This window comes from Pseudarthrobacter sp. TAF60_1 (assembly GCF_052113505.1).
Taxonomy (GTDB): Bacteria; Actinomycetota; Actinomycetes; order Actinomycetales; family Micrococcaceae; genus Arthrobacter.
Genome location: NZ_JBFRDI010000005.1, coordinates 288,074 through 302,970, shown reverse-complemented (window position 1 = coordinate 302,970; position 14,897 = coordinate 288,074). Strand labels below are relative to the sequence as shown.

Here is a 14,897-nt window from a genome sequence, read left to right as displayed (position 1 = left end):
CAAACGCTGCCTATACGGGAAACTGCATTTTTAGCGGGGTCCTGCCGCTTGTTGCCTCAGAGGACGGAGGAGTAGGCCACAACACCGCGTCGGATCAGTGAAATGGCTTCCGAACACAGCCGGGCCAGCCGCGGATCCAGGCCGGGAATCTTCGCCAACTGGTCCAGGAGGTCGATGACCTGCTTGACCCAGCGCACAAAGTCACCTGCCGCCAGGTCGGTGCCGTTCAGGACTTCCTGGAGGTGCCGGCCCTTCGCCCACTTGTACATGGGCCAGACGAGTCCCAGCTCGGGTTCGCCGGTCAGTGGCAGCTTGTTCTGTTCTTCCACGTCTTCAAGCGCTGACCATTCACGGACCACCAGGTCCACCGACGTTTCGAGCGCGATGCTCGGCATCCGGGGGCGGAGGCCCCTGTCCTCGCGTTTAGCTTGGTAGACCAGGACGCTTGCCAGGGCTGCGACTTCGACGGCGTCCAGGTCGCTGAAGGCGCCCAAACGCAGTGACTGGGAGATCAGGAGATCCTTCTCACCGTAGATCCGGCGGAGTCGCTGGCCGTCGGAACTGATGGACTGGCGACCATCTGCACCGGCCTCCAGGTAACCGTAGGCCGACAGGACGTCGCACACACGGTCAAAGGTCTTGGCAATGGTGTTGGTGCGGCCTTGGATCTGGCGGATCAAACCGTCCGCCTCCCGGCGCAGTTTCCACCAGCGCTCTGACCAGCGGGCATGGTCCTCACGCTCGCTGCAGCCGTGGCACGGGTGGGCCCGGAGTGCCCGGCGCAGCTCGGTGATCCGTTTTTCCTGGTTGGGCATGACACTGCCCAATCCAAAGTCCGTGCTTCGGCCGGGCGCTGGTGGCCGGTTTTCGCGCAAGGCATTCCGTGCTGAAGCGGCGAGGTCGCGCCGCGACTTGGGGACCTTGGCGTTGAAGGCCTTGGGAATCCGAATCCGTGTCAGGGGAGAAATCGGCCCTTCAAGGTCCTCGGTGCCGATCCGGCGGAGCTGGTTGTCCAAGGTCAGGACGGCCGGCCGCGGCTCCCGGCCGCTATGGTCCGAACTCAGCACAACCGCCAGGCCGGGCGCCCGACCTCCCGGCACGTCAACCACGTCTCCGGGCATCAGCCGGGCCAGTGAGTCTTCGTTCAGGGACTTCCGGGCGCGGGACTTGGTGCGGGAGGTGACGTTTTCGGCGTCGGAGAGTTCGCGGCGCAGCCGCGCGTACTCGGTGAAATCACCGAGGTGGCACGTCATTGATTTGGCGTACCCCGTGAGGGACTCTTCCCTGCTGCGCACCTGCTTGGCGAGGCCCACCACGGAGCGGTCCGCCTGGAACTGCGCGAACGAGGATTCGAGAATTTCGCGGGCACGTGCCCTGCCGAACTGGGCCAGCAAATTGATGCTCATGTTGTACGTGGGCCGGAAACTTGAATTCAGCGGGTACGTCCGGCGCGAGGCGAGGCCTGCCACCGCCGCCGGGTCTGTACCCGGCTGCCAGAGGACCACGGCATGGCCTTCGACGTCGATGCCACGCCGGCCGGCCCGACCGGTCAGCTGGGTATATTCCCCCGCCGTGATGTCCACGTGGGCTTCGCCGTTGAATTTGTCCAGCTTTTCCAGCACCACGGAACGGGCGGGCATGTTCACGCCGAGGGCGAGGGTCTCGGTGGCGAAGACAGCCTTGACCAAGCCTTCGACGAAGAGTTTCTCCACCACTTCCTTGAAGGTTGGCAGCATGCCCGCGTGGTGGGCGGCGAATCCCCGCAGCAGGCCGTCCCGCCACGTCCAGAAGCCAAGGATGTCGAGGTCATCGGACGGGATGTCCTGCGCGGCCTCGTCTACGCGTTGGGCGATAACCCGTTGCTCCTTCTCAGTGGTCAGCCAGAGACCTGAGGAGACGCACTGTGCCACGGCGGCGTCGCAGCCGGCCCGGGAAAAGATGAACGTAATGGCGGGCAGCAGGTCCTGGCGGTCCAGGCTGGCGATCACCTGGGGCCGGCTGGCCTTCCGGACGGCGCCGGGCTGGGACCCTTGTGCGGGGCGGGAATCAGAGCGCTGCTTGTGCTGCCGGCGCTGGTTACGCCCGCCGTGGCCGAACCGGCCACGGAAGCTTTCCTGGCTTTCGCTGCGGGCCATTGCCAGCAGGTCGGGGTTGACCTCGAACCCCCGGCCGGCTGCGCCACCGCGGGTAGCGAGACTCCTCCCTGGCTCCAGCTCTTCCCGGACCGCCAAGGGCGCTCCGGTCTCGGCATCGGCCGGCGGCGCGATTTCGTCGAAGGTGGTTTCCCCGGCGAAGAGGTCCACAATTTGCCGGCCTACCATCACGTGCTGCCACAGGGGCACCGGCCGGTGCTCGGAGACGATGACGTCTGTGTCACCGCGCACGGTATCCAGCCACGCCCCGAACTCCTCTGCGTTCGAGACCGTGGCACTGAGCGAGACAACCTGGACCTCACTGGGGAGGTGGATGATCACTTCCTCCCACACAGCACCGCGGAAACGGTCCGCGAGATAGTGGACTTCATCCATGACCACGAAGCCGAGGTCGTCCAGGGTTGCCGAGTCGGCGTACAGCATATTCCGGAGAACCTCTGTAGTCATCACCACCACCGGGGCGTCGCCATTGATGCTGGTATCGCCGGTCAGCAGCCCGACGTTCTCTGCCCCGTATTTTTCAGCGAGTTCTGTGAACTTCTGGTTGCTCAGTGCCTTGATGGGCGTGGTGTAGAACGCCTTGAGGTGCCGCTCCAGCGCGAGGTAGATGGCAAATTCCCCGACGATGGTTTTGCCGGCTCCGGTCGGTGCAGCCACCAGTACTCCCCTGCCCTCCTGGAGGGACTGGCAGGCAAGACGCTGGAATTCGTCGAGTTCAAAATCGAGGGTGCGGACAAACCCGCCAAGGTAGGTGCGCGCCTCGGCTGTGCGTTCCCTGCTGGCCCGGTAACTTTCGGAGGGCGAGAGCGGCCCGGAAATAGAGGACATGCTTCAAGCCTAGTGCGCTGCGCGCTACAGGTTATTCAGTTCACTGCCGGGGGTCGCGATGTCGGCAGTGGCGTCGGTCTCGGCGTCGCGTTTAGCCTGCCGCTTATCCCGGCGGTTGTCGTTGACGATACACAGCCCGATCGCGGCGAAAAACAGGACGAGGAGCGGAGCGGCGAGCAGGAACATGGACAGGGCGTCCGTCCCGGGCGCGGCCAGGGCGGCCAGGACAAAGACCAGAAAAACGATGATCCGCCAGGCTTTGAGGATGGTCCGTCCACGCACCACCCCGGCCATATTGATGCCGACCAAAATCACAGGCACCAGGAACGAGATGCCCAAAATCAACAGCATCTGCGTGGCGAACGTGAGGTAGTCGGTGGCCGAGATGTTGTTGGCGCCGGTCTGGGGCGTGAACTGGAGCAGGGCCCGGACTACCGTGGGGAACACCAGCCAGGCCACAAAGACGCCGGCCAGGAACAACGGTACGGCGGCGGCCATAAAGCCGAGAGTGTAGCCCCGCTCCTTACTGGTCAGACCGGGGGTAATGAACGCCCACACCTGATAGATCCACACCGGGCTGGAGATCACCAGCCCGATTTGGATGGCGATCTGGATCTTGAAGGCGAAGGGGTCCGCGATGGTTGCAAAGTTCAGGACGGCCGTCCGGCCGGTCTCCTGGGCTATCGAAATCAGCGGAGCCGAGAGGCTGATGACGACGGGGTCGTAAAGGAACCAGCCGCCCACGGCAGCAAGCAGCACAGCAATTGCCGATTTGATCAGCCGGTTCTTGAGCTCTTTGAGGTGGTCCCAAAGAGCCATCCGCCCCTCTGGGTTGGATTTACGGCCCCGCGTCAGTGCCACTGTTCGTTTATGCGCGGTTCGACGGCGGAACGTCGGTGCCGTTGGTCGGCTCACCGGGCTGCGTCGGTGCAGGGTTGGCCTGCGGGTGGTTAACGATTTTGCCTTCCACCGGGCCGGACTCGGTGTCGGTGGAGTCGGTCTTGCCGTCGTTCTTCATTTCCTTGACTTCGGATTTGATGATCCGCATGGACTGGCCGAGGCTACGGGCCATGGCAGGGAGTTTCGGCGCAGCAAAAAGCAACAGCGCAACAACGATGATAATGACAATTGGCCACGGGCCATCAAAGAGTCTTCCCACGGGAATTCCTTTCCTCTTACAACATCCTACGTCTAACTGAGATCCAGATCGCGAAGTGACTGGGGCTGGCCCCTGTCACTCTTTCGCTGCACGCGCCTCTGGCGGCGGTTCTCCCGGCGGGATGACTTGGATGCGTCGTAATCATGTCGCATCTGCGCCGGGGAGGCAAAAACAGCCGCGCCTGGCTGGTCCGGTGTGGCACTCTGCAGCACGCCGGTGGTGGGTGCTGGCATGGCCGGGGCCAGGTGACCGAGTTTTGTACCGGCGGCACCAAGGTCCTTCAGTACTGCCATGACCTGGCGGTACAGCCGGATGCCCAGGAGGACATAAAAGAGTGCAGAGACCGCAACAAGCGCTATCCAGATCAGGATCCAAGACCACCAAGGCATGCTGTCGAGTCTAGCTGCCGTACCGGGCGAGGGCCGCCTCGATCCAGCTCCGCGCGGCAGCCGCAAGCTCTGAAGGTTCGAGGATTCGGGCGGCGCCGCCTTGCTGGGCCACGAACATGGGCAGCCACGCTGTGTTACCGAACCGGATTTCGGCCACCAGCCCGCCGTCCGGCAGGGGCGCCACCCTTTCCGCGTAATAGTCGTCAGCAAGCCCCGCGCCCTGCCTGGTAAGTTGCACGAGGACGGTGGTGTCGTCGTCGTTCGGCGTGAACAACTTGGCAGGGAATCCTTCCTCAGGCCGGATCTGTGTGGAGGCTGGCTGACCGTTGGGCCGAATCTCCTGGACCCGGTCCAGCCTGAAGTTCCGCAAGCCCGCGGCGGAATGGCAGTAAGCCTCGAAGTACCAGGTGTTGTCCAGCGAGTACAGGCGGAGCGGGTCCACGTCCCGTTCAGTGACCTGGTCCCGCTGGGCAGAGAAATAGGCCAGCCGCAGCTGGGACCGGTCCCGGATGGCCCGCCGGACAATGTCCAGGACGGCCGAATCGGTGGGCCCGACTTCCGGACCGGCCAACGAGGCCGCACGCAGCCCCTCTTCCCCGGCCGCCGCCATGAGTTTCAGGGTAACGGACTCCAAGGCGCCCCCCTCGGCAAGTTCAGGTAGTCCGTTGAGTGTTTCCAGGCCAGTCAGGAGGGCGCAGGCTTCGTCCACGGTGAACCGGACCGGCCGGGTAAGGTCCAGGTCCTGGGTGATGTAGACGTGGCCTTCGTCCCAGTGGATGTCCAGCAGATCGTCCGGGTATCCCTCAGGCAACCCCGAACAAATGAGTATCCGGAGATCACTTTCGAGCTCGCCGGGCGTGATCCCGAACCGGGCGGCGACATCCTGGATGTGCAGGCCCTGGTTGTGGACCAGGAACGGTACCAGCTGCAGCATCCGCTTCAGCTGGTCCTCGGAGGTACGTTTGCGGATGGACCGGCCAGGCGGGGAGTCGGCGAACCGGTAAGTGGGAACCGGAGCCGTGCAGAATGCTGCCGCGCTCTGTAGGCGGTGCCGCACGGCCACCACCAGCTCTTCGGGCTCTCGGGCAACGGCATCGGGACCGTAGGAGGCAAGCTCCTCAGCGAGTACCTCAACGTCCCTGAAATCCACGTGCAGCCGCTCGTCGCCGTCGTCGGGCGTTCCCGCGCTGTTGTCGGGCACCGGCGTCGCGCGCTTTCGCAGACCCAGCAGGCGGCCGTCCCGGACATCCACCACGGCGGTGCGGAGCGGGAGTTCGGGGAGCTTGTCCAGCTCCTTGCGAACGTTGAAGTTCCGCGGCGGTGAGTAGGTTTCCTTCTCCAACACGGAAACAGGGCCGGTGAAGCGGGATAGCCGGAAATGGCGGGGCGCTTGGCGGGACCGGTCGAAGCCGGTCAGGTACCACTGGCCAAAGCGGCTGCCGAGGCCCCAGGGTTCGACCGTCCGCTGCTCTTCCTTGCCCGTGGTGCCGGCCAGGTAGGGGAAGCTGACCGGGTGCTGGGCGTGCATGGCTGCCACCACGTCATCGAATGCTTGTCCGGCCGGCCTGATCCGCGGCTGCACGCCTACGGGAAGCTCGACGTCGGAGAGGGTCCCGGAGGCCTGGAGCTTGCGGAGGGCGTTGGCCGCAGCGGTGCCCAGGGCGGCGCGCTCCCACAGTTGGGAGGCAAGGAGAAGGACTGTCCACTCCCCCGGGCTGAGCTGGACGTCGGGCAGGCGGTTGGATTCCTTGCCAATGCGGTAACGGGTGGTGGCCGGGTCATCCTCGCTCCACCCGTGGTCAGTCACGGTTTCCACATCAAAGCCGAACTGGCGAAGATCGTTCTTATCCCGCTCAAACATCCGGCCAAATGCGACGTCGTTGCCGGAGGTGTCGTGATAGACCTTCACCCGCAGCTCCGAGCGGCGCAGGCCGTATTTGGTGTTCAGGAGGGCTATGAGCAGGTTGAGCAGGCGTTCAGTACGGGATACGGACACTCTGGCTACGTTACTAAATTCCTTCGGGGAAAGCGGAAAGCGCGGCAACAACAGGGAAACAGGTCCCGATTGTTACCGCGCTTACCGGTCTTACGGTGTGCCGGTCAGCGGACGCCGACGAGGTCCACTACGAAGATCAGTGCTTCGTTGGGGCCGATTGCTCCACCGGCACCGCGGGAGCCGTACGCCAGCTCGGAGGGGATCTCCAGGCGACGGCGGCCGCCCACCTTCATGCCCAGCAGTCCCTGGTCCCAGCCCTGGATGACCTGGCCGACGCCGACCCGGAAGTCCAGCGGTGCGCCGCGGCCCCAGGAGGCGTCGAATTCCTCGCCCGTGGACCAGGCCACGCCCACGTAGTGGGTGGAGACGGTATCACCCTTCTTGGCCTCGGCACCGTCCCCTTCGATCAGGTCAGTGATGACCAGTTCGGTGGGCACGTCGCCCTGCGGGAAATCGATCTCCGGCTTCTGGCGGTCGAAATTGCGCTGACCAAATGACATGGTTGCTCCTTCTGTTTGAGTGCGTGATGGGTTGGAAGTTACTTGACCCCGAGGATATCCACAACAAAGACCAGGTCACCCTTGGCTTCGCCCTGGCCGGCATCACCGTACGCGAGGTCCTTGGGGACGACGAGGAGGACCCGTGAGCCCACCGTCTTGCCTGCTAGTCCCTGTGTCCAGCCCTTGATCACACCGGTCAAGGGGAAGCTGGCGGGCTGGCCGCGGTCGAAGCTTGAATCAAACTTCGTTCCGCCCACGAGGTTCACGCCCACGTAGTTGACCGTGAGTGTGTCGGTTTCCTTGACTTCGACGCCCTTGCCCTTGATCAGGTCCTGGGCGATGAGGGCTGTAGGCGCAGCGGCGCCGTCCACGGATATCTCGGGAACGCCCTTGTCGTTTTCCTTGACGGTGGGGAGGCCTGCCGGCGGGGTCACGGTCTCGCCTTCGGGCTTTTCAAGCGGTGGGGTGACATCCTTGGCGGAGATCAGTTTGATCAGCAGCAGCTGCGTGGGTTGGGCGGGGCTGCTGGGTGTGGGGCTTGGTGTGGCCCCGCCGGGTGCGGCGCTTGCTGGCGCGGCCGCCTGGCCGGGAACGGCGAGAGCCAGGGTCGAACCGATTTTGGCGCCCACGAAAGCGTTGTAGATGAGGGCGTTTCCGGTCTTCATGGCATCGCTGAGCTCGAGTGCCTCCGGTTCGCTCGGGAAGGTGTCTTCGAGCGTGGAGCCGTCTGCGCCGCTCACGGCGAGGATGGAGATGTTGGCGACCTGGTTGGCTTTGACCCTGTCGCCGCCGCCTTCGGTGACCACCTTGACGGTGGGCTCCGTAACTTCCAGTGGTTTGGTGAACTCCACGCCGGGAGCCTTTTTGTCCCCGTTGTCCGTCAGTTTCAGGGAGTCGAACTTGGCAGTGTCACCGGCCGACTGGCTGGTGGGTTCCGGTGCCGCGGGCGTACCGCCACAAGCGGTAAGCAGCAGCAGACCGGGGAGAAGGATTGCTAGGAGTCGGCGCACGTAAGAGAACTTTCGTCGGGGCAGGGTGGACGCGATACCGGAACAGGTGCCCGGCACCGCTGCAGGGCCAAAGAATGGCCCTGTCAAGGATAGCCCCTGAACCTGAACGTCAGCCCATAGAGCCCAGGAGGGCGTCCACCCGGTCATCGACGCTGCGGAAAGGATCCTTGCACAGGATGGTCTGGTGGGCGCGGTCGTTGAGCTTCAGGTGCACCCAGTCCACGGTGTAGTCCCTGCCCAATTCCTGTGCCCGCCGTACGAAATCGCCCCGGAGCTTGGCACGGGTGGTCTGCGGCGGCGCGTCCACGGCGTCCTTGATGACGGTGTCCTCCACGACGCGGCGGACTGCGCCCCTGGACTGCAGCAGGTAGTACAGGCCGCGCGTCCGCGATATGTCGTGGTAGGTCAGGTCCAACTGGGCAATCCGCGGTGCGTCCAGGCCCAGGCCGTGCCGCTCCCGATAGTTGTCCATGAGCTTCTTCTTGATGGCCCAGTCGATTTCCGTGTCAATAGTGCTGGTGTTGCCGCTCTCGATGGCCTTCAGCGTCCTTTCCCACAGGTCAAGGATCATTGGAACGTGCGGGTTGTGCGCCCCATGTTCCTGAACAAACGCCGTGACCTTGGTCAGGTACTCCTGCTGGATCTCCAGGGCTGTGAGCTGGCGGCCGTTGGCCAGCCTGACCAGCGCACGGCCACTGAGGTCATGGGAGATCTCCCGGATGCTCCGGATGGGATTCTCCATCCGCATGTCACGCATGATCACCCCGGCCTCGATCATGCGGAGGATCAAGTCAACGGTGCCCACCTTGATGAGGGCCGTGGTCTCGGACATGTTCGAGTCACCCACGATGACATGGAGCCGACGGAAGAATTCAGCGTCAGCGTGCGGTTCATCCCTGGTGTTGATGATGGGCCGGGACCGGGTGGTGGCCGACGAGACTCCCTCCCAGATGTGGTCTGCTCGTTGCGAAAACGCGAAGGTTGCCCCGTGCGGCGTTTTCAGGATTTTGCCTGCGCCCGCGATCAGCTGCCGGGTGACCAGGAAGGGAATGAGGATCTCCGCCAGCCGGGAGAATTCCCCGCGCCGCGGTATCAGGTAGTTCTCGTGGCTGCCGTAGGAGTTGCCGGCAGAGTCGGTGTTGTTCTTGAAGAGGTAGACGGTGCCGTTGAAGCCCTCGGCTGCCAGCCTCGCCTGCGCCTCATCCACGAGGTCGTCGAGAATCAGCTCACCGGCACGGTCGTGCGCAATCAGCTGTGCGAGGTCATCGCATTCCGCGGTGGCGTACTCGGGGTGGGAGCCGACGTCGAGGTACAGCCGTGAACCGTTAGTCAGGAACACGTTGGACGACCGGCCCCAGCTGACCACTTTCCGGAACAGGTAGCGTGCCACCTCCTCCGGCGCCAGCGGCCGTGAATCAGGGCTCGAATACGATATCCCGAATTCGGTTTCAATACCGAAGATCCTCTTGTCCATCTCAGGCCTCCTCCGCCAGCAGCGCCGTGATGTCGGCGTCGTTCAATCGCCGGAAGGCCCGGCGGAATCCGCGGGCCGTCTCCGACTGCCTGTCCAGGACGGCAACCTCCACGGCCTTGGCCGGAAGGGTTGCCCCTGCTTCGCCCTGCTCAGTACCGCTGGCGAGGCCGCCAATAGCCAATCGCACCGCATCAGCGAAATGCAGCGAAGACCGCCAGCCGTCGGCGATGACGGCTGAGACCCGCTCTGCCTGCCCGCCCATCACGATGAAGCCGTGCTCGTCTGCGATCGACCCGTCGAACGTCAGCCGGTAGAGGTGGTCCTGTTCCGGGGACGGCCCAACTTCGGCAACGGCCAGTTCCACTTCGAATGGTTTCTGCTCGGCGGTGAATACTGCGCCGAGGCTCTGCGCATAGACGCTCGCGAGGCCGCGTGCGGTGACGTCCTCGCGGTCGTAGGAGTATCCGCGGACATCGGCGTACCGGACTCCTGCCTGCCGCAGGCTTTCAAATTCGTTGTACTTCCCGACGGCGGCAAAGGCGATCTTGTCGTAAATCTCACCGATCTTGTGCAGGGACGGAGACGGGTTCTCAGCGACCAGAGCAATGCCATCCTGGCAGCTGATGACCACCACTGACCTGCCGCGGGCGATGCCTTTCCGTGCGAAGTCAGCACGGTCCTTCATCAGTTGTTCGGGCGAAACATAAAACTGCTGCGTCATCTCAGGCCTCCCGTCGTTCAGCGGACCTGGCTTCGATGATGTTCCCCGCAACTGCCGCAAGCTCCGATTCGGGGATGCGCCTTGCCCCATCGCGGTTTACCGCATAAACCACTGGCCACAACTGCCGGACAGGGTCAGGGCCCCCCGTTGCGGAGTCATCATCCGCCGCGTCATAGAGGGACTCGACAGCCACGGAAACTGCCTCGGCTTCAGACAGGCCGGGCCGCCAGAGCTTTTTCAGGGCGCCCCGGGCGAATACCGAGCCGGAACCCACTGTATGGTGCTCCCGTTCTTCGTACCGGCCGCCGGTGACGTCGTAAGAGAAAAGGCGCCCCACGCCAGCCGTGGTATCGAAGCCTGCAAACAGGGGAACCACGGCGAGTCCCTGCAGGGCCATGGGCAGGTTCCCACGGATCATGGCGCCCAGCCGGTTGGCCTTGCCGTCGAGGCTGAGGAGTGTGCCTTCAATCTTTTCGTAATGCTCCAGTTCCACCTGGAAGAGCCGCGTCAGGTCGATGGCGATACCGGCGGTGCCTGCGATGCCCAGTACTGAGTAGCGGTCCGCCGGAAAAACCTTTTCGATGTGCCGGCTGGCGATGACGTTGCCCATGGTGGCGCGCCGGTCCCCTGCCATCAGCACGCCCCCGCCGTAGCTCATCGCCACTATGGTGGTGGCGTGTGGCACCTGCAGCGGAGCAGCGGGCGCTGTTGCCGGAGCCAGCGAACGGTTGTACGGAAGCAGGTCCGGGCGGTCCCGCTGCAGATGCTCGGTAAATGACGACGTCGCGTTGCCGGCTACCTGGTTGGCGGTTGATTCCTGCACTGGTGCACTCCTTGAACGTGGTCCTTCTACGTCGGTACAGCTTCCGGCCGGTGCGGCTACCGCCCCGCTGGGATCCGGGTTACTGGCCGCCCTTTTGGACGAAGGCGCGGACGAATTCCTCGGCATTGGACTCAAGGACTCCGTCGATTTCGTCCAGGAGGTCATCGACGCCTTGGGTGGCGGCCGAAGCCTGCGCATCGGGGGCCGCCGGTGGCGCCTCAGGGATGTCTTCTTCGACTTCGCTGTCCCGCGACTGCGGCTGCTGCTGTTCCTGGCCTGACATCTTAATCTCTCTTTCTGCAATCATCGGATCCGGGCGGATCTGCCGATACGCCCATATTGCCACGCTGTGGGCCCCTTGGCGCGGTTTACGCCGGAGGCGGAGCGGTGTTGTGCCCAAGGAGTTCAGCGAGGAACGGCCCGGCCGTACGGTGCCGGGTAAAGAGTCCTCCCGTGAGGGCCTTGGTACCGCGCAGCGGCTCCCTCGTCGGCACCCGCTGCAAGCGGCCGTAGCCCGGGACATCAAAGATGACGGAGTCCCAACTGGCCCCCACCACGTCCTTGCCGAAGCTGCTGACACAGCGTCCGCGGAAGAAGGCGCGGGTATCCGGTGGCGGTTCAGTGACGGCCGCGGCTATGGCGGCATCGTCTACGACGCGCTGCATGCGGTTTCTGGCCAGGAAGCGGTAGTACAGCCCCTTTTCGGGCCTGATGTCGGCCCATTGCAGATCCACCAGGCCTAGCCTGGCGTCATTCCAGGCTAAGTTGTCGCGGTCCCGGTAGCCCTCCAACAGTGAGAGTTTTGCCAGCCACTCAACGGAGGTTGCTGCGGCGTTCCGGTCGGAATCGAGCTGTGTCAGTGTGGTGGCCCAGCGTTCCAGGACATCGTGGGTGTGGCCGTCCCCGTCGACGGCGTCGGCAACGCCTGTGTCCTGGGCCAGCTTGGCCGCTGCCTCGTGGTAAATCCACTGCAAGTCCAGAGCCGTCACCCGGCGTCCGTCCAACAGCCTGAGCTTGGCAGTCAGGGACGTGTCGTGGCTGACCGCCTGAAGGGCCTGCACCGGCTCGTAGACCTCCACCTTGGGCGCCAGCCCGGCCTCGATGAGGCTCAGCACGAGCGCTGTGGTGCCGAACTTGAGGTAATTCGAGGACTGGCTGAGATTGGCGTCACCGATGATGACATGCAGGCGCCGGTATCTGTCGGCAGTGGCATGAGGTTCATCGCGGGTGTTGATGATGGGACGGCGGATGGTGGTCTCAAGCCCCACCTCGGCTTCGAAAAAGTCCGCCCGCTGACTGATCTGGTAGCCGGGCGTGGAACTGTCCTGCCCGAGCCCCACCCGGCCGGACCCGCACATGACCTGGCGGGTGACGAAGAACGGCGTCAGCCCGCGCACGATGTCCCCGAAAGGTACGGACCGGGGCATGAGGTAGTTCTCGTGGGAGCCGTACGAGACGGACTTGTTGTCAGTATTGTTTTTGTACAGGTTGACCGGTGGAAGCTCAGGGTCCGCGGCCAGGCGTCGCACCGCTGCCAGGGCCACCTGGTCCCCGGCAGCATCCCAGATCACTGCGTCACGGGGATTGGTCACCTCCGCGCTGGAATACTCCGGGTGGGCGTGGTCCACGTAGAGGCGGGCGCCGTTCCCCAGCACCATGTTCATGAGCAGGCTGCCGGCGTCGTCCTCGCCGTCCAACTCGAGTTCCTCGCGGCCGTAGGCCAGCGCCACCGCTTCGGCGTCGAGCACAGGCGGCTGGTCCGTGAGTTGGCTGGGATGGGCAGAAGCACGTTCAAGGGTCCAGCCGCGCGCATCGTGCAGCGGCTCTTCATCCGTGTAGTCCCACCGGGTTTCGGCCCCGCCTGCCGCCCGCTGCCGAGTCACCTGGGCGTATGCCTGGACAACGCGCGCGGACATCATGGTGGCGTTGGCTCCCGGTGCGGACGGGGCGTGGATGCCATACTCCGTCTCCGCACCCATGACGCGCATGGCACCGCCGACGGGAAGCGAATCCCCGGCGGGGCGTACCGGGGCTGCGGTCATAGGTACTGTCCCGTGCTGGGCATCGTTTCGATGGACTTGCCCGGCTCCTGTCCCGCCTTGCCTTGCACAATGGTGCGGATGTAGGTGATCCGCTCCCCCTTCTTACCGGAGATCCGCGCCCAGTCGTCCGGATTGGTGGTGTTCGGCATGTCCTCATGTTCACGGAACTCGTCGACCACTGCGCGCAGCAGGTGCTCGATCCGGAGGCCCTTCTGATGCAGGGTGAGGAGGTCCTTGATGGCGTACTTCTTGGCCCGGTCCACGACATTCTGGACCACGGCGCCGGAGTTGAAGTCCTTGAAGTAAAGCATCTCGGTGTCACCGTTGGCGTAGGTGACTTCCAGGTACTCATTGGACTTCTCCGTGGAGTACATGGCTTCAACGGTGCGTTGGACCATGGCGTCCACTGTCGCCTGGACGTCGCCGTCGTGTTCTGCCAAATCCGATTCGTGGAACGGCAGGTCCGTCGTGATGTATTTGTTGAAGATGTCCGCCGCGGCTTCGGCATCCGGCCGCTGGATCTTGACCTTCACATCGAGCCGGCCAGGACGGAGGATGGCGGGGTCAATCATGTCCTCACGGTTGGACGCCCCGATGACAATGACGTTGTCCAGCCGCTCCACGCCGTCGATCTCGCTCAGGAGCTGCGGCACGATGGTGGTCTCGACGTCGGAGGAGATCCCAGTGCCGCGTGTGCGGAAGAGTGAATCCATCTCGTCAAAGAACACCACTACCGGGCTGCCGTCCGAGGCCTTCTCCCTGGCCCGCGAGAAGATCAGGCGGATATGCCGCTCCGTTTCCCCCACGTATTTGTCCAGGAGTTCCGGGCCCTTGATGTTAAGGAAGTAACTCTTCAGGTCTACATTGCCGGTCCGCTCCGCCGCCCGCGCTGCAAGGGAGTTGGCAACGGCCTTGGCAATGAGGGTTTTGCCGCAGCCTGGCGGGCCATACAGCAGAATGCCCTTCGGGGCCTTCAAGCCATGTTCACGGTAGAGGTCCGGGTGGAGGAATGGCAGTTCCACGGCATCCCGGATCTGCTCAATCTGCGGGCCGAGACCGCCGATATCCTCATAGGTGATGTCTGGGACTTCTTCGAGAACCAGGTTTTCCACCTCGGAGCGGGGCACTTTCTCGAGGGCATAACCGGTGCGCGAATCGATTGACAGTGCATCCCCAACCCTGAGCTTTTCGCTGAGCAGGGCGCCGGACAGCCTGATGACACGTTCCTCATCAGCCCGGCCCACCACCAGCGCGCGGTCCGTACCCAGCATTTCCTTGAGGGTCGCGAGCTCGCCGGCGCGCTCATAGCCGAGGCCCGCAACAATCAGCAGTGCCTCATTAAGCAGGACTTCCTGGCCGACGGACAATTGGCTGATGTTCACCAGCGGGCTGATTCCCACGCGCATCTTCCTGCCCGCGTTGAAGATGTCCGCGGACTCCTCGGTGGCGGCCTGCCCACTGTTGCCGGCTGATGGCATGCGCCTGGGATTGAGCTGCAGGATGGTGCCGAAGCTGTAGGGTGGCTGGCCCTCCTGATCCAGGGCGTTCTTCAGGCGCAGAATCTCGGCTTTCGCCGCCTCCAGCATGCTGACCAGCTTGGTGTTGTTCTGCGTCGCGGCGGCAAGCTGGCGGTCGATGTGCCTGAGTTTGTCCCGGAGGACATTGACCTGCCTGTCCGCGACCGACAGTTCATTGGCGGCAGCCTGCTCCGCCGGTGTACGTCCGGAGTCCTGATTCGGCGTCTCCATGATGCATCAGCCCCTTCCTGCGTTCTTATTAAGACCTTAGCCCCAAGTTGGCAG

13 protein-coding genes are annotated in these 14,897 nt (G+C 63.9%); all 13 read right to left on the bottom strand.

The annotated features are described in order from the left end of the window. Nucleotides 1-56: 56 nt before the first annotated feature. Nucleotides 57-2,981: a DEAD/DEAH box helicase gene (locus AB4Y73_RS08395; RefSeq protein ID WP_441870807.1), complete on the bottom strand. Its 2,925-nt coding sequence runs from the start codon at nt 2,979-2,981 to the stop codon at nt 57-59. Nucleotides 2,982-3,005: 24 nt separating this feature from the next. Continuing rightward, nucleotides 3,006-3,800, bottom strand: coding sequence for a twin-arginine translocase subunit TatC (gene tatC, locus AB4Y73_RS08390; RefSeq protein WP_441870804.1), 795 nt, complete (start codon nt 3,798-3,800; stop codon nt 3,006-3,008). Between the two features lie 49 nt (nt 3,801-3,849). Further along, nucleotides 3,850-4,140: a Sec-independent protein translocase subunit TatA gene (gene tatA / locus AB4Y73_RS08385; protein WP_441870801.1), complete on the bottom strand. Its 291-nt coding sequence runs from the start codon at nt 4,138-4,140 to the stop codon at nt 3,850-3,852. 32 nt (nt 4,141-4,172) lie between these two features. Then, complete coding sequence (locus AB4Y73_RS08380; RefSeq protein ID WP_441870798.1) at nt 4,173-4,529, bottom strand: hypothetical protein; 357 nt, start codon at nt 4,527-4,529, stop codon at nt 4,173-4,175. A gap of 10 nt (nt 4,530-4,539) precedes the next feature. After that, nucleotides 4,540-6,525: a helix-turn-helix transcriptional regulator gene (locus tag AB4Y73_RS08375; RefSeq protein WP_441870795.1), complete on the bottom strand. Its 1,986-nt coding sequence runs from the start codon at nt 6,523-6,525 to the stop codon at nt 4,540-4,542. A gap of 104 nt (nt 6,526-6,629) precedes the next feature. Then, nucleotides 6,630-7,025: an FKBP-type peptidyl-prolyl cis-trans isomerase gene (locus AB4Y73_RS08370; protein WP_275214961.1), complete on the bottom strand. Its 396-nt coding sequence runs from the start codon at nt 7,023-7,025 to the stop codon at nt 6,630-6,632. A 38-nt stretch (nt 7,026-7,063) separates the two neighbouring features. Further along, nucleotides 7,064-8,035 (bottom strand): FKBP-type peptidyl-prolyl cis-trans isomerase, encoded by a 972-nt coding sequence (locus AB4Y73_RS08365; RefSeq protein WP_441870792.1) that lies wholly within the window; start codon nt 8,033-8,035, stop codon nt 7,064-7,066. A 109-nt stretch (nt 8,036-8,144) separates the two neighbouring features. Beyond that, complete coding sequence (pafA, locus tag AB4Y73_RS08360; protein ID WP_441870789.1) at nt 8,145-9,509, bottom strand: Pup--protein ligase; 1,365 nt, start codon at nt 9,507-9,509, stop codon at nt 8,145-8,147. Between the two features lies 1 nt (nt 9,510). After that, complete coding sequence (prcA, locus tag AB4Y73_RS08355; RefSeq protein WP_441870786.1) at nt 9,511-10,230, bottom strand: proteasome subunit alpha; 720 nt, start codon at nt 10,228-10,230, stop codon at nt 9,511-9,513. Nucleotide 10,231: 1 nt separating this feature from the next. Further along, nucleotides 10,232-11,053 (bottom strand): proteasome subunit beta, encoded by an 822-nt coding sequence (gene prcB, locus AB4Y73_RS08350; protein ID WP_441870783.1) that lies wholly within the window; start codon nt 11,051-11,053, stop codon nt 10,232-10,234. A 79-nt stretch (nt 11,054-11,132) separates the two neighbouring features. Further along, complete coding sequence (locus AB4Y73_RS08345) at nt 11,133-11,336, bottom strand: ubiquitin-like protein Pup (RefSeq protein ID WP_441870780.1); 204 nt, start codon at nt 11,334-11,336, stop codon at nt 11,133-11,135. An 85-nt stretch (nt 11,337-11,421) separates the two neighbouring features. Further along, nucleotides 11,422-13,095 (bottom strand): depupylase/deamidase Dop, encoded by a 1,674-nt coding sequence (dop, locus tag AB4Y73_RS08340; RefSeq protein ID WP_441870777.1) that lies wholly within the window; start codon nt 13,093-13,095, stop codon nt 11,422-11,424. Further along, the gene (gene arc / locus AB4Y73_RS08335; RefSeq protein WP_441870774.1) at nt 13,092-14,843 is read right to left on the bottom strand and encodes a proteasome ATPase; all 1,752 of its coding nucleotides are present in this window, start codon (nt 14,841-14,843) and stop codon (nt 13,092-13,094) included. The genes dop and arc overlap by 4 nt, the downstream gene beginning before the upstream one ends. Between the last annotated feature and the right edge of the window lie 54 nt (nt 14,844-14,897).